General features: G+C 47.8%; 11 protein-coding genes and 3 tRNA genes. 13 read left to right on the top strand and 1 reads right to left on the bottom strand.

Going from position 1 to position 15246, the window contains the following annotated elements; translation table 11 throughout:
* The first annotated feature begins 53 nt into the window (after positions 1-53).
* From BTA51_RS21815 to BTA51_RS21755, 13 genes are all read left to right on the top strand, one after another.
* A tRNA-His gene (locus BTA51_RS21815) sits at positions 54-129 on the top strand.
* 75 nt (positions 130-204) lie between these two features.
* Positions 205-289 (top strand) — tRNA-Leu (locus BTA51_RS21810).
* 114 nt (positions 290-403) lie between these two features.
* Complete coding sequence (gene tig, locus BTA51_RS21805) at positions 404-1738, top strand: trigger factor (protein WP_094711205.1); 1335 nt, start codon at positions 404-406, stop codon at positions 1736-1738.
* A gap of 108 nt (positions 1739-1846) precedes the next feature.
* Positions 1847-2488: an ATP-dependent Clp endopeptidase proteolytic subunit ClpP gene (gene clpP, locus BTA51_RS21800; RefSeq protein WP_305794069.1), complete on the top strand. Its 642-nt coding sequence runs from the start codon at positions 1847-1849 to the stop codon at positions 2486-2488.
* Between the two features lie 72 nt (positions 2489-2560).
* Positions 2561-3844, top strand: coding sequence for an ATP-dependent Clp protease ATP-binding subunit ClpX (gene clpX / locus BTA51_RS21795; protein ID WP_094711204.1), 1284 nt, complete (start codon positions 2561-2563; stop codon positions 3842-3844).
* A 188-nt stretch (positions 3845-4032) separates the two neighbouring features.
* The gene (gene lon, locus BTA51_RS21790) at positions 4033-6465 is read left to right on the top strand and encodes an endopeptidase La (RefSeq protein ID WP_094711203.1); all 2433 of its coding nucleotides are present in this window, start codon (positions 4033-4035) and stop codon (positions 6463-6465) included.
* 208 nt (positions 6466-6673) lie between these two features.
* Positions 6674-6946, top strand: coding sequence for a nucleoid-associated protein HU-beta (gene hupB / locus BTA51_RS21785; RefSeq protein ID WP_094711201.1), 273 nt, complete (start codon positions 6674-6676; stop codon positions 6944-6946).
* A 31-nt stretch (positions 6947-6977) separates the two neighbouring features.
* Positions 6978-7054, top strand: a tRNA-Asp gene (locus BTA51_RS21780).
* A gap of 161 nt (positions 7055-7215) precedes the next feature.
* Positions 7216-9075: a SurA N-terminal domain-containing protein gene (locus BTA51_RS21775; protein ID WP_094711200.1), complete on the top strand. Its 1860-nt coding sequence runs from the start codon at positions 7216-7218 to the stop codon at positions 9073-9075.
* A 274-nt stretch (positions 9076-9349) separates the two neighbouring features.
* Positions 9350-10159 (top strand): C39 family peptidase, encoded by an 810-nt coding sequence (locus BTA51_RS21770; protein ID WP_094711199.1) that lies wholly within the window; start codon positions 9350-9352, stop codon positions 10157-10159.
* Between the two features lie 30 nt (positions 10160-10189).
* The gene (locus BTA51_RS21765; protein WP_094711198.1) at positions 10190-11203 is read left to right on the top strand and encodes a flagellar protein FilC; all 1014 of its coding nucleotides are present in this window, start codon (positions 10190-10192) and stop codon (positions 11201-11203) included.
* Between the two features lie 26 nt (positions 11204-11229).
* The gene (locus BTA51_RS21760) at positions 11230-12849 is read left to right on the top strand and encodes an OmpP1/FadL family transporter (protein WP_094711197.1); all 1620 of its coding nucleotides are present in this window, start codon (positions 11230-11232) and stop codon (positions 12847-12849) included.
* A gap of 19 nt (positions 12850-12868) precedes the next feature.
* The gene (locus BTA51_RS21755; protein WP_094711195.1) at positions 12869-14131 is read left to right on the top strand and encodes a MalM family protein; all 1263 of its coding nucleotides are present in this window, start codon (positions 12869-12871) and stop codon (positions 14129-14131) included.
* Between the two features lie 18 nt (positions 14132-14149).
* On the opposite strand, the gene BTA51_RS21750 is transcribed toward BTA51_RS21755, so the two are convergent.
* A complete protein-coding gene (locus BTA51_RS21750) occupies positions 14150-15235 on the bottom strand; it encodes a polysaccharide deacetylase family protein (RefSeq protein WP_094711193.1) in 1086 nt (361 codons plus the stop codon).
* Between the last annotated feature and the right edge of the window lie 11 nt (positions 15236-15246).

The raw sequence follows: 15246 nt of genomic DNA, 5'->3' as shown, positions 1-15246 counted from the left end.
AGACCTAAGAGTATATAGCTATAATATGCAGCTGTCGTCGCATAAATATTGTGGTGGGCGTAGCTCAGTTGGTAGAGCTCAGGATTGTGATTCCTGCGGTCGAGGGTTCGATCCCCTTCGTCCACCCCATTTTCAACTTGCTGGTCTAGTAAGTTGAAAAATAAGACAAATATCTTAAAGAGGATATTAAGGTCTTAATAAAGTGCGAAAGTGGCGGAACTGGTAGACGCGCTGGATTTAGGTTCCAGTACCGAAAGGTGTGAGAGTTCGAGTCTCTCCTTTCGCACCATCTTTTCATCGATTCAATTTCCTTTTTTGTTCCCATCTCTTGCGCACGAGGCCAACGCTACGTAATATTTGCGTCCTCTTTTTTTAAGTTGCGTGTCAGAACCGAGGATTATTCATGCAAGTTTCTGTTGAAACCACTTCCCCAATTGAACGTCGAATGACTATCGGCGTCCCAGCTTCAAAAGTTGATTCTGAAGTTGAAAAGCGTTTGCAGAAAACCGCTCAGACTGTGCGTATGAACGGATTCCGCCCAGGTAAGGTTCCTTTGAGTGTTGTTCGTCGTCGCTATGGCGAAGGGGTGCGTCAGGAAGTTATCGGTGAAGTCATGCGAGACGCATATATTGATGCGCTGCAGCAGGAAAAACTGAACCCTGCGGGCTATCCGAAATTTGAGCCTCAGCAATTGGAATCCGGTAAGGATCTTGAATTTACTGCTGTATTTGAGGTTTATCCCGAAATCAGTGTAGGTGACCTGGGGTCATTGTCCCTGACTAAGGAAGAAACCGAAGTTGTTGATGCTGATATCGACAACATGATTGAAATGCTGCGCAAGCAGTCCCAGTCCTGGGAAGAAAAAGACGGTGCTGCTGAAGAAGGCGATCGTCTGACTGTGGACTACAAAGGGATGTTGGACGGCGAAGCGTTCGAAGGTGGTAGCGCTGAAGACGCTTCCATTCAGATCGGCGCAGGACGAATGATTCCTGGGTTTGAAGAAGGTCTGGCTGGAGTTAAGGCTGGTGAAGAGAAGACTCTTCAATTGACCTTCCCTGAGGACTACCATGCCGAAAACCTGAAAGGAAAGGCTACTGAATTTGCGGTAACCGTGAAGAAAGTGGAATCACCAAAGCTTCCCGAAGTTAACGAAGAGTTCTTCGCGCAATATGGCGTGCAGGAAGGCGGAATGGATGCTTTCCGTGCAGAGCTGAAGAAGAACATGGAGCGTGAGGCCAAATTCGCAGTTGCCAACAAGGTTAAGCAGCAGATCGTAGATCAGTTGATCGGCCTGCAGGAAGTGGGTGTGCCTTCTGCCTTGATTCAGTCAGAAGTGCAGAAAATGAAGCAGGACGCAGTTCAGCGTTTTGGCGGTGGTCAGATGGACCCATCCCAGCTGCCTGATGAGCTGTTCAAAGATCAGGCTGAGAAGCGTGTAAAAACAGGTCTTATCTTTGCGCAAATCGTGAAGGATCAGGAGCTGAAAGCCTCTGATGAGCAGATCGAAGAGAAGATTCGCGAAATGGCGGCCAGCTACCAGGAGCCTGAGCAGGTTGTTAACTGGTATATGAATAATGCAGAACAGAAAGCTCAGATTGAGTCTGTTGTGCTGGAAGATGTCGTAGTTGACTATGTTCTGGGCAAAGCCAAAGTGGATGCCAAAAACGTATCTTACGATGATGCGGTAAAACCGGCTGCAGCTTCAACGGCTGAAGAAAACGAGTCAGATAGCGAATAAATAATCGCAGGTTTAAGCTGAGAAGGGCTTAAAACTAAGCTAGACTGATAGACAGCCGGTATTACCGGCTGTTTCTTTTTATACCGTTGATGGAGAATGTTTGAGACTATGGTCCGTGATGCCAGTACTGAAATGAAAAAGAATTTGGAAGTGGCAAATGCTCTAGTTCCAATGGTTGTTGAGCAAACTGCCCGAGGTGAGCGTTCTTACGATATTTACTCTCGTTTGTTAAAGGAACGGATCATTTTTCTGGTGGGTCCTGTGGAAGACCATATGGCTAACCTCGTGGTTGCGCAGTTATTGTTCCTTGAGTCTGAGAACCCGGACAAGGATATTCATCTGTATATCAACTCGCCCGGTGGTTCTGTGACGGCTGGATTGTCAATATATGACACCATGCAGTTTATTAAGCCGGACGTTTCTACTATGTGTATCGGTCAGGCCGCAAGTATGGGGGCTTTGTTGTTGGCCGGTGGAGCAGCAAACAAACGTTATTGTCTGCCTCATTCCCGGGTCATGATTCACCAGCCGCTGCTTGGTGGATTACAGGGCCAGGCTTCTGATATCGAAATCCATGCCAAAGAAATTTTGACCTTGCGTGAGCGCCTGAACACGATTCTGGCGAATCATACAGGTCAAACCATTGAAAAAATTGGTAAAGACACTGATCGAGATAACTTCATGGACGCCAACGCGGCAAAAGCGTATGGCTTGATTGATGACGTGTTGGATAAACGTGTAACTGGTTAGGTTTTGAGAGTTGTGGTATAGATAAGCCGAGAGGTTTTTCAGACCTGACGAAACGAATTTAGGGGTAATTTAATGGCTGATGACAGAAACGGAAAAGGGGAAGATGGCGGCAAGCTGTTGTACTGCTCCTTTTGCGGTAAAAGCCAACACGAAGTTCGCAAGCTGATAGCAGGGCCTTCCGTCTTTATCTGCGATGAGTGTGTGGATTTGTGTAATGACATCATTCGCGAGGAAATTCAGGAAGCAACAACGACTGACAGCAGTGATCGTCTACCTACGCCACACGAAATCAAAGAGACGCTGGACGAATATGTAATCGGGCAGGCCAGGGCCAAACTGGCGTTGGCTGTGGCTGTTTATAACCATTACAAACGTCTTCGTTATGAAGACAAGAAGGGCGATGTTGAGCTGGGTAAAAGTAATATCCTGCTTATTGGTCCTACAGGTAGTGGTAAGACTTTGCTGGCGGAAACGCTTGCAAGGCTGTTGAATGTACCGTTCACGATTGCTGACGCAACAACGCTGACTGAAGCCGGTTACGTCGGTGAGGACGTTGAGAATATTATTCAAAAACTGTTGCAGAAGTGTGACTACGATGTAGAGAAAGCCCAGCGTGGTATTGTCTATATCGATGAGATCGATAAGATTTCGCGCAAGTCGGACAACCCATCCATCACCCGTGATGTTTCTGGTGAAGGTGTCCAGCAGGCGCTGTTGAAGCTGATTGAAGGGACGGTTGCGTCTGTTCCGCCTCAAGGTGGCCGGAAGCATCCACAGCAGGAGTTTTTGCAGGTAGATACCAGTAATATCCTGTTTATCTGTGGCGGTGCTTTTGCCGGTCTGGAAAAGATTATTCGCGACAGATCCGAGAAGGGCAGTATTGGCTTCTCAGCGGTGGTGAAGAGTCAGATCAGTTCCAAATCAGTAGGCGAGACGCTGAAAGACGTGGAAACTGAGGATTTGATCAGGTTTGGTCTGATTCCTGAGTTCGTTGGTCGATTGCCTGTGATTGCGACTCTGGATGAGTTGGATGAGGATGCACTGATTCAGATCCTGACTCAGCCGAAGAACGCTCTGACCAAGCAGTATGAAAAGCTGTTTGATATGGAAGGCGTAGAAGTGGATTTTCGTGATGATGCCCTGTTGGCTATCGCGAAAAAGGCTATGGAGCGAAAAACCGGTGCGCGAGGTCTACGCTCTATTCTGGAATCCGTTTTGTTGACGACCATGTACGATGTTCCATCTGAGAGTGACGTATGTAAAGTGGTCATCGATGGCGGGGTTATCTCCGGCGAGTCCGATCCCATCAAAATTTACAAGAATAATGATCAAGCGAAAGCTGCGGCTGAAGATTGATCAGTCTGATCGTCTTGTAATCAATCTCTGATCAATAAAGGGGCTTATGCCCCTTTATTTGTTTTTGAGCCCCTCTTTTTTTTATTTTTTATTTGTAATTTGTGGCCATTGTCCCCATGTTGCTGTTTAGTAGAATGTATAGGTAAAAGACGTTACGTTAGGTGCGTCGATTCAGTCTGAGGTGTTTTATGTCAGAAGCTTCTGTGATTTCAGAAATCCCCTTGCTACCGCTTCGGGACGTGGTGGTATTTCCACACATGGTGATCCCGTTGTTCGTGGGGCGGGCAAAGTCAATTGAGGCTCTGGAGCAGGCGACTGGGTCAAGTAAAGAAATTCTTCTGGTGGCGCAGAAAGACCCTGCTGATGAAGATCCTGAGCAGGATGCTATGTATACCGTGGGTACAGTGTCCACTATCCTGCAGATGCTGAAATTGCCTGATGGGACCGTCAAGGTGCTCGTGGAAGGCAACTACCGGGCTAAAATCGAACATATTGAGACAGAGGGCTGTCATCGTGCCCGGATTTCACCGATCAGAGAAGATGAGACAGCTACAGGCTCTTCTGATGCGCTTGCACGGTCGTTACTCTCTCAATTTGAGCAGTACGTCAAGCTAAGTAAGAAAATTCCCAGTGAGCTGTCTGAGTCGTTAGCCAATATTGCTGAGGCGGGACGGCTCGCGGACACAATTTCTGCGCATCTCGAACTCAAGCTGGAGACCAAGCAGGAATTGCTCGAAATCGTTGACGTGAAGGATCGCGTTGAAGCGTTGATGCAGCGTCTGGAGAACGAAATCGATATTCTCCAGGTAGAGCAGCGGATCCGTGGGCGCGTCAAAAAACAGATGGAGAAGAGTCAGCGTGAGTACTATCTGAATGAGCAAATGAAAGCTATTCAGAAGGAAATGGGCGACCTGGGAGAGGGTGCCAACGAAGTCGAGATGCTTGAGCGCAAGATCAAAGAGGCGGGAATGCCTGAGGAAGCGCGCAAGAAGTCTGAATCAGAGCTGTCCAAGCTGAAAATGATGTCTCCGATGTCTGCAGAGGCGACGGTGGTCCGGAGTTATATCGACTGGATGGTCAGCATACCCTGGAAGAAGCGCAGCAGGGTTAAGCATGACTTGCAGGCCGCGAGAAAAATTTTGAATGAAGATCATTATGGTCTGGAAGAGGTGAAAGACCGCATTCTTGAGTATCTGGCAGTTCAAAGTCGTGTGAAAAAGATGAAGGGCCCTGTCTTGTGTCTCGTTGGACCTCCAGGGGTCGGTAAGACATCTCTTGGTCAGTCAATTGCTAAGGCGACCAATCGTAAATACGTGCGAATGGCTCTGGGTGGAGTTCGGGATGAGGCTGAAATTCGTGGGCACCGCAGAACCTATATTGGATCGCTGCCTGGCAAATTGATTCAGAAGCTCGCCAAAGTCGAAGTGAAGAACCCTCTGTTTCTTTTCGATGAGATCGACAAGATGGGAATGGATCATCGTGGTGATCCGGCTTCAGCGCTTCTTGAGGTGTTGGATCCCGAGCAGAATCACACATTCAATGATCACTATTTAGAAGTGGATTACGACCTGTCTGAGGTTATGTTCGTTTGTACTTCGAATACAATGAATATACCGCCGGCATTGATGGATCGGATGGAGATCATTCGTATACCCGGATATACCGAAGACGAGAAAGTGAACATTGCGGTGAAGTATCTGATACCCAAGCAAATGAAGAATAATGGTTTGCGCAAGGGTGAAATGAAACTGAGCGAAGATGCAACGCGCACGATTATTCGGTATTACACCAAAGAGGCTGGGGTGCGTGGTCTGGAAAGAGAGATCGCCAAAGTCTGCCGTAAAGTGGTTAAAGAAAGTATTTTGGAAAAAGATTCCTCAAAAGGCACAATTGAGGTTGAAAGTTCGCGTCTTGAGAACTACCTTGGAGTACGCAAGTTCAGTTACGGTAAGGCCTCTGAACAGGATCGGGTGGGGCAGGTAACTGGGTTGGCCTGGACTCAGGTCGGCGGAGAATTGCTCACAATTGAGTGTACTTCTGTTCCCGGTAAGGGTAAGGTCGTCAAGACCGGATCTCTTGGTGACGTCATGCAGGAATCTATTCAGGCAGCTTTGACGGTTGTCAGGGGGCGGGCGCAGAACCTGGGAATTAATCCCGATTTTCATGAAAAAAATGATATACACGTGCATGTACCGGAAGGTGCAACGCCAAAGGATGGCCCTAGCGCCGGGATAGGCATGTGTACGGCTCTGGTTTCCAGTCTGACGAATGTTCCTGTCAGAGCTGATGTAGCCATGACCGGTGAAATTACGTTGCGCGGAGAAGTCCTGGCAATCGGAGGATTGAAAGAGAAGCTTCTGGCTGCGCACCGGGGTGGCATAAAACGTGTGATCATCCCGCAGGAAAATGTCAGGGATTTAAAAGAAATACCCGACAATATTAAAAACGATCTTGAAATCTTGCCTGTCACATGGATAGACGAGGTTTGGAGAAATGCACTCGCCGGTGAGGTAGGATTACAGGCTGAAAGTGCAAAAGATAGTTTACCCAGTAAAGGTAAACGTTCGGTGAAAAAAGGTGGTGAATCTTCTGACAACAATGATCGGATTAATACCCACTAGCGCGAGATCGCGCTTGACACGGTTTTACCGCTGTTGGTATAAATGATCGCGTTGTCAGGCAGCGCCCCGTAAGGGCTGCCGGTCATATAAGATAGAAGAAGAAAAAAGGGATGTACTCACATTTAATATATTATTAGTGTGAAGTTACACCTGTATTCCTTCATCACCAGTCAATTAATCAATTCATAATTATCTTAAGGGGTTTAGTGTGAATAAATCGGAATTGATTGATGCTGTTGCTGCATCTGCAGACATCTCAAAAGCGGCTGCTGGTCGCGCACTTGATGCTGTCGTTGAATCAGTTACTGATGCATTAAAAAAAGGTGAACAGGTTACCTTGATCGGTTTTGGTACGTTTTCTGTTAAAGAGCGCGCTGCCCGTACTGGTCGTAACCCACAAACCGGCGCTACCATTAACATTGCTGCCGCTAAAGTTCCCAGCTTTAAAGCAGGTAAAGCTCTGAAAGATGCAGTTAACTAGTAGGTAGACCCAAGGGTCTATCGAGCACTAGGGAGCGGTAGTTCAGCTGGTTAGAATACCGGCCTGTCACGCCGGGGGTCGCGGGTTCGAGTCCCGTCCGCTCCGCCAAGATCCAAGGCGCCTTTGAGCGCCTTTTTTCATATGTTGTTTAATGGTTTCTCAATCGGTCAGCAGTAAGCTATTAGGCGAATATTAAATTTGTCTGACAGGGTGTTGGCTAATTAGAAATAATAATTATTGAATCGTAGTGCAGGAATTAAGAGGGGCGCATGCTTCAGAACATTCGCGATAATGCTCAGGGAACTATCGCAAAAATTATTGTGGGACTGATTGTCCTGACTTTTGCACTCTTTGGAGTTGAGTCAATCGTCGGTGGACTGAGCGGGGAGCCGGAAGTTGCAAGTGTAAACGGCGAATCTATTACCGAAGCAAATTTTCAGCGTCAACTGGAGCTTAGAAGGCGCCAGGTGATCAATCAGATGGGGGAGAACTATGATCCCAGTCTGATCGATGAAAATGCTATCCGTAGTGCAACCCTGACTGACCTTATCTCAAGAGAAGTACGACTTCAGAGTGCCGTCAACAAGGACATGGCAATTTCTGATTCCACAGTCGAGAATTTCATACTTCAATGGCCAGCCGCACAGGTGGAAGGCAAATTCAACCGGGATCAGTTCCTGGCTGTATTGCGTAACATCGGTATGAACCCGTTGGAGTTCAGGGAGCAGCTAAAGAAAGATCTGATGATTAATCAAATGCGAATGGCAATTGCCCAGTCGTCATTTGTTATCGATCAAGAGCTGGTAGGGCTGTTGAAGATCGAAAGGCAGAAGAGAACTTTCGATTATAAGGTGATGGATGCAGCAGCAGTTGCTGAAGGGATTGAGGTCCCGGCTTCCGAGACAGAAGCCTATTACAATGATCACCAGGAAGAATTCCGTTTACCTGAGCGGGTTGTCGTTAACTATATCGAGGTTAAGAAAGAAGATCTGGCCAAGGATATTCAAGTTACTGACGATGAAGTTAAGCAGGCATACGATGAAGAAGTAAGCAGCTTCAAGTCTGAGGAACAGCGCCGGGGCGCTCATATCCTGGTTGAGACTTCCGATACCGTATCAGACGAGCAGGCACTGGAAAAAATTAATGCAGTGGCTAAACGTCTGGCTGACGGTGAAGATTTTGCCACCGTGGCAAAAGAAGTATCCGATGATCTCGGTTCAGCCCAGGAAGGTGGAGATCTGGGGTTTGCAGGCAAAGGAGCTTTTGTTCCGGAGTTTGAAGAAGCACTGTTCTCAATGAACAAAGGTGAAGTCTCAGCGCCTGTTAAAACAGACTACGGTTATCACATTATCAAGCTTGTCGATGTTACCAAACAGGAGCCGCCCACTCTGGAAGAATCCAGAGATCGTATCGTGGCAAAGTTGCAAAACGAAAAATCAGAATCGCGTTTTGTTGAGCTTTCCACTGAGCTGACAGATATCACATACAGTGCATTGGATCTGAAAGGGCCAGCAGATGAGCTCGGGCTGGAAGTTAAAACCAGCAAGCCTTTCTCAAAAGATGGCGGGGAAGGAGTGTTTTCCAACCCGGCTGTGTTGCAGCAGGTATTCTCTGATGACGTTCTGAAGAATGATCATAACAGTGAAGTTGTAGAGGTAGGTCGTGATACTCTGGTGGTTGTTCGTAAGAACGAATTGATCCCATCAATGATTCGGCCGCTGGAAGATGTTTCTAAAGGCATTGCGAATAAGCTTGCCCTGGAGAAAGCCAAGGAGCAGGTGAACGAAGAAGTTGATCAGGTTGTTCAGGCGGCTTCTAAGGGTGAGACTAGCGGTGACGACTGGTCAACCGCCGAGGATGTGCGCAGGGGTAATCCCGGGTACGGGGAAGCCACGGCGTTTGCTTTCAAAATGCCGGTGCCAAATGGTTCTGAGCCTGTTGTACAGAAATTTGAAACGGATGCCGGCTTCATCGTGGTGGCACTGAAGTCCGTCGATAATGGTACGGAAGAGCTTACAGATACTGAGAAAAAGACTTATATGTCTTTCCTGGCAAACCGCCTCGGTAGTAAAGACTTTGAGTCTTTTGATTCGATGTTGCAGAACAATGCAGATATCAAGCGGCTATAAAGCTTGATGCCTGCATGAAAACAGAAAGGCTCGAACTACGGTTTGGGCCTTTTTTATTGGTGCAGCCAAATGTACCGGACTCCTGGTGGGCAAGGTAATTTTCAGCAAATTTGCACTGGCTCACATTCAGGTATTTGACTGAGCTGAAGAGACTGTCAGCTTGCAAAGAATTGTGTACTGGTTATCTTTACCTGTTATTTAAATACTGTATCTTTAGTTTACAAACAGTTACGTGGCTTTTGATTTATTTGTAGGACAATCGAGTCGATAACGTATGTTATTAATCCTTGCCGGCTCTCTGCTGACATTTCACATGGCGAATGAGGCGACGATCACCGAACCGTTCAAGAAAGGGGTCGTGGTTTATCAGGAAGCTCTGTCCACTGGCATGGACCAACGTGCGTTCGTGCGCTACGACACGCTTGTGGAGCCCGTCAAAGAGCAGAAATTCCGGAATATCACCCATCAGGCATATGACTACAGTTGTGGATCAGCGGCACTGACTACCGTGCTGGAGCATTATCTCGGGCGTACGTTTGAAGAGCGCCAGATAATGGAAGGTCTGCTTCACTACGGGGATGCGGAAAGAATCGTTGAGCGGCGGGGATTCTCAATGCTTGACTTCAAGCGGCTGGTGACGGCTTTAGGGTATCCCTCCGGCGGATTCCGCGCCGAAATTGAGGATTTGATGGAGCTCGATCATCCGGCCATTGTTCCCATCAGGTATGGGGGCTTTAAACATTTTGTGGTTGTGCGGGCTATTCGAGATGGACGGGTATTTATCGCTGACCCGTCGTTGGGGAATACCACATTCACTATTGAGCTGTTTAAGGAGCATTGGGACCAAAACGTTCTCTTTATTGTATTTCCAGGTAATACCAAACCTGTCGATGGTCTTGAGCTTCGTGAAGAGGATATGAGGTTTGTGGACGAGCAGACGTTCACGCTGAACGCGTACCGAGAATTTCCTGTATTCCACGAAGCGCTGGAGTTTCGGATTCAGAATACGCTTGAAGCTCTTAAAAACAACGCAGACGGTAGCGTTAACAATACAACAAAAAGGTTGCACTACAAGCGCAACTAACCGGATATCAAGAAGAATAAGGGATAGCTGATGAAGCGTTGGGTTGTATCCAGCATATGTTTTGCGCTGACATTATCAGGCGCCTTCCACACAAATGCCGCAGACGAGAGTAGTGTGGATAAAGCCCGTGAAGCATTAACCAAACAGGATGAAGATGCCGATTCAGCTAAGCAGCTTGAAGAGGTTTTCCAGGCAGCTGAAAAGAATTATTCCCTGCTAAAAAGGGGAAAAATGTCGCTTACCTATGGCTTCGACTACAGTTACTTCGGAGATCAGCGTCTGGATATCGACGTGGTTGAGGGGCGCTTCAGAAATTTCGATATTACTCCTTCCGCTCAGCATACTTTTACCAACTCGTTTTCATTTGATTATGGTCTGTTGGATAACCTGACGTTGTCCACTCGTGTGCCATTGGTTGCCAAGTACGATACTCAGTCTGAACTCAATGCCACAGAGTTTGGTGACATATCCCTGACGACCCGTTGGCAGCCTTTTGCCTACGTTCCCGGAAAGCCTTCATATACGGTGTTCGGCACTTTCAAATCAAAGACAGGTGTCAGTCCATACGAGATAGATGTTAACCGCCAGCTTTCTACAGGGAGCGGCTATTACTCTTTCAGTGTGGGTGGCAGTTTCTCCAAGGTGTTGGATCCGGTCATCATTTTCAGTTCTGTCAGCCTCAGCTACCCGTTGAAAGAGGAAGAGCTCAATCAAGTCAGGGGAGGGACGGTGTTGACGGAAGTGGAACCGGCAAATTCCCTGTCTCTCTCTGCCGGTTTCTCTTATGCACTTTCGTATGACGTGTCATTAAGTGTTTCATCTCAGTTCAGTTATTCTGATGAAACAATACTGAGGTTCAGGGGAGGGATCGAATCTGTCGTACAGGATCAGGTCAGCAGTTTAATGAGCTTTGCCTTGGGTATCAGGGTGAGTGATACCAAGATCATTAACACATCTGTCGGCTTTGGACTCACAGAAGATTCCCCCGACGTTACCATGGGGGTTTCAATACCGATTAATATCGCCGGCCTTAAAGAAGAATAAGATCATCCTGGAAGAACAATGGGGTTATGATGACTTCGTCAGTAAGCAGACAACTCAAGCTTCTGGGATGGGCGTGCGCACTAGCCCTTTCGAGTAGTCAGACATGGGGACAGCTGTCACAGAACCTGGTGATCGATTCCAAGGCCACAGCTCTTGGCAATGCGGTTACCGCTGATCCTCCCGGTGTCGCCTCAATCCACTACAATCCTGCGGGACTGGCCAAATTAAAAGGTCGGCAGCTGGAAGTGGGTGTTACCAATATCGTGTTTAATTTTCAGACTGATTTTCACGCGCCTGATGATTATTCCGTATTTAACATCGATGGGATCGAGAATGATCCTATCTTTAACGGCGACAATCTGGCGCGCAGTCGAACCGGTACTCTGGCGATATACGTACCGGGATATGGACTGCAGAGATTGCCTAAGGGACCAGGCTTGCTTCCCACAGTGGGATTTACCATAAACTCTCCCGGATCAAAGTTTACCTTTGGTAATTTTATTTACGGTCCGGACGTGGTGGGGTACTACCGGAAGAAAGATGACCCGGCGCGCTATCTTGGAAAGTCACTGGCGTTGCAGCGCTTTACCTATCTTTCGCCTTCCTTTGGCTATGAAATTAATGATGAATGGTCAGTCGGGGCAGGCATCATGTTTTCCCATCAGGCATTGGCTATGGACACCTATCTTCGGGCACCTAACCTGCTTTTAGGTTTTGCAGAGCAGGTTCAGGAGGCTTTTGACTGTGAATCTGGTGGGGTGTCCATTGGTCCTTTCTTAAACGTGTGTGGCGGGAACATTGGTCCATGGGACGATATTGGTGGTCTGAGTATCCAGGTTCAGGAGACGATTTCACCGAAGTATCACGTGGGGGTGCTTTGGGAGCCGACAGATTGGTTCGCATGGGGCGCGAGTTACCAGAGTGAATCGGATATGCACATGAAGGGCACCTACGATTTAAGGTATACCGACGATTGGGCCGGGTTCTGGCAGGGCTTTAACGGGTCCGTTATTGGGGCTATTACTTCTGGGATTTTCAGTCTTCCATCCGGTGTGCCTCGTGAATATGGAAATCTGTCTATAGATCTGACTCATCCGCAGCATTTCCAAACTGGTGTCAGCGTCAAGCTGAATCACCTTCTCACTCTTAATATGGACGTAGGGTGGACAGACTATAGTGAGTGGGATGCCTTCCTGCTGAAATTTGACCGGGACCTGGAGTTTCTTGGAGCTGCCCGGTTGCTGAGCACCAATGCCACCACCAATACATTGAAAATTCCACTGGATTATAAAGATGTATGGAACTGGGGAGTGGGGCTGGAGCAGCATATTACCAGCCGTCTTGATCTGCGGCTTGGTGTCGAGTTTCGTAACTCGCCAATTCGAGATGAACGTCGGGACTCTCTGAACCCTCTTAATGATACCGTTCGCTATGGAACAGGTTTAAGCTATCAGTGGGATCGGGATACGGTGTTGGATTTTCATCTGAGTTATCTCAGAAGTTGGGAGTATATTCCTGCAGGAACCAGTGATAACGTAAACTCCACTGATATCCAGAATATTGCCTACAACCCATACGCCGGTGTGGATGTTGAAACGAATCTAAAGGTGATTACCTTTGGTTTTTCATTCCGCACGCAGTTCTGATATGAAACATTAGTCGTTCATGAAAATAGTTGCACGCCTGACTTTCCTCCTAATTTCCGCCAGTTTTGCGATTTGTGCCTATGCCGATCGTTATTACACCTGGATTGATGAAAATGGAGAAGTTCGCCATACACTGATTTCTGAGCCAGATAAAAAGCGTGAACCGGTCACCAGGAAAACGGAGCCGACTGCTAAGGTTGAGCCCGCGACCGTCCAGGAGCACGCTGCTGAGTTGGATAACTCTTCCTCCAAGACCCTGCAGAAGAATAGCGACGCCCTGAATAGCCCAACGGAGCCCGGTTCTGAGGCAAACCATTCTGAGGTCAGTGCTGAAACGGTTTCAGTGCCTGAGGTGAGCAAGGGAAATGATGAAGCGGAGAATGACGTAGGGAAGGCAAAGATTGCTGATCATGACGTTGCCAAGAATGAAGGTGAGGGAAGGGTAAATTCTTCTGCCACTTCTCAGCCAGAGGGTTCCACTCCATCCAGTGTTGCGCATAGCGTACGGCGCTTTGAAGGTGAGGATTACGTGGATGCCGAAGATTTGGCTGCAGGTGGTTTTGCTCCAGCGAAACCGCAACGATTTTATACCGTTATAGACTCAGACGGCAGTTACAGGAATATCCCTTATCCTGAAGATGCAGAGATAAGTGCGGAACCCAATCTGCAACCTGTTTTACCCGAGAGTTTTCAGGTCGTGGCCAATGAGCAGTTATTGGAAGGGGTAACTCCGGGAATGAAAGCGGATTCCTATGCCGTTGAGTTATTTGGACTGGAATCAGACAGGCGCGAGATCGATATTGTGGCAGATCATTGTTGCGAAGCCTTAAAGACTTTTGATCGGGTGGAGCTTGATTTGTCTGAGGGCAATCTGCTTGAAATCAATGAAAAAGATTACTCCCACCAGTTTGGTCTTGGTTCAAGTCTGGTGAGAATTATTACGCTGCCTGAAACAGAAGAAGAATTGACTCTGGGGATCAGAACCTATGCCGGTCCCAAGGTTTTTTATCCCTCGGTATTGGTGTTGGATAGTGAATTCAAGCCGCAACGACTTATCCAGGACATTGTTTACGTCTACGAGCCAGAAAACTGGTTCAGATATGGATATCTGGAGGGGTATTTCAAGGTTAGTCCGACAAGTTCCAGATATCTGGTGATTTTTACCACAAAGGAAGACGAGCGGAAGCGCACCGTGGTTGAAGGGATTGAGGACAAGCCGATTATCCTCAATCATGCCGGTATGGGCATTGTCCATCTTTCAAAGGCAGGTACAGCAGAATAATCGGCTGTACCTGAAACCTTAGTCCGAAATCTCTGGGTTGATCCATGGAAAGGAGTGCCAGTAAAAATGGCCGGAGCCTGCTGGGGCTGTGCAGTTATATCTGAAACGGCGGGACTGAAAAGCGGCGTTGCCTGATACAGTTACTCTATTCCCATCCACGGTAGTTTCGATTTTCCCCTGTCCTGATCCATAACAGGAAATGGATCCCGGAGATGCCTTAGTGGGCCTAAACTCCAGTACCGGAGGGTTTTGCTCATGGATAATAATGGACTCCGGGTTGATCTCTTTAGGGTAGAGGGGGAGGGTCTTTAGCTTCTCCCTGAGACTGGCCATGTCACCATAGTCATTGGGTAATGGGAACCGGGGGACTGTCTGCCAGTCAGACTCTGTACCGACCGGGCCGGATTGCTGCCCCAGTCCGACAAAGCCAAGTGTCCGAACCAGTTGAACCAATTCCAGGTCGAACTCTCCATAGGGATAGGCCAACATTTTCAGGGACTGTCCAAGTTGTTCCTGAATTCGGTTTTCTGCTTTTTGGATATTGTCGCTGATTCTTCGTTTCCACGCTTCTGCAGATTCGTCTGCGCCTTTCTCGATCATGTGAATATGCCCAATCGAATGATTGCCAAATTCAGCTCCTCCAGATACGAGTTCCTTTGCTTGCTGCCAGGTCATATGCTCTGTGGAGCCGATGTCGAGGGCATCGGGATTGATAAAGACGGTGAACGGAAAGCCGTGAGGTTTGATGATCGGAAAAGCGTTCTTATAAACGCTCAGAAACCCGTCATCGAAGGTCAGGGCAACGGCTTTATCCGGTAGTGTGCCTCCTTGTCGCAAGGTGTTGATTGCCTCACTAAGCCGGACGACGGTATACCCTTCGGTTTCAAGATATATCAGATGTTTTTCAAATAACAAAGGTGACGTCGAGGTGGATCTTGGGGTCTGGGTGTCAATGTGGTGATACTGGAGTATATGAAGCACATCGGAGTCTGCCCGACTATCGCTGTTGCCCAGGATAATGAGTGCGACTGAAAGCATATGCAGGAATCGAATGCCTGCATTATCTCCAAATAGGGCAAATGACCGGTTTGTTTTCTTTTTCACAGGAATATCAT

This window comes from Hahella sp. CCB-MM4, assembly GCF_002260525.1.
Lineage (GTDB): Bacteria > Pseudomonadota > Gammaproteobacteria > Pseudomonadales > Oleiphilaceae > Hahella.
Note: the sequence above shows the minus strand (reverse complement) of the source record. Positions and strands in the feature narration are given on the sequence as shown.

Excerpts from the sequence above, each read along its gene's own strand:
- tig (WP_094711205.1), top strand. The coding sequence starts at position 404 with ATGCAAGTTTCTGTTGAAACCACTTCCCCAATTGAACGTCGAATGACT.
- clpP (WP_305794069.1), top strand. The coding sequence starts at position 1,847 with ATGGTCCGTGATGCCAGTACTGAAATGAAAAAGAATTTGGAAGTGGCA.
- clpX (WP_094711204.1), top strand. The coding sequence starts at position 2,561 with ATGGCTGATGACAGAAACGGAAAAGGGGAAGATGGCGGCAAGCTGTTG.
- lon (WP_094711203.1), top strand. The coding sequence starts at position 4,033 with ATGTCAGAAGCTTCTGTGATTTCAGAAATCCCCTTGCTACCGCTTCGG.
- BTA51_RS21775 (WP_094711200.1), top strand. The coding sequence starts at position 7,216 with ATGCTTCAGAACATTCGCGATAATGCTCAGGGAACTATCGCAAAAATT.
- BTA51_RS21770 (WP_094711199.1), top strand. The coding sequence starts at position 9,350 with ATGTTATTAATCCTTGCCGGCTCTCTGCTGACATTTCACATGGCGAAT.
- BTA51_RS21765 (WP_094711198.1), top strand. The coding sequence starts at position 10,190 with ATGAAGCGTTGGGTTGTATCCAGCATATGTTTTGCGCTGACATTATCA.
- BTA51_RS21760 (WP_094711197.1), top strand. The coding sequence starts at position 11,230 with ATGATGACTTCGTCAGTAAGCAGACAACTCAAGCTTCTGGGATGGGCG.
- BTA51_RS21755 (WP_094711195.1), top strand. The coding sequence starts at position 12,869 with ATGAAAATAGTTGCACGCCTGACTTTCCTCCTAATTTCCGCCAGTTTT.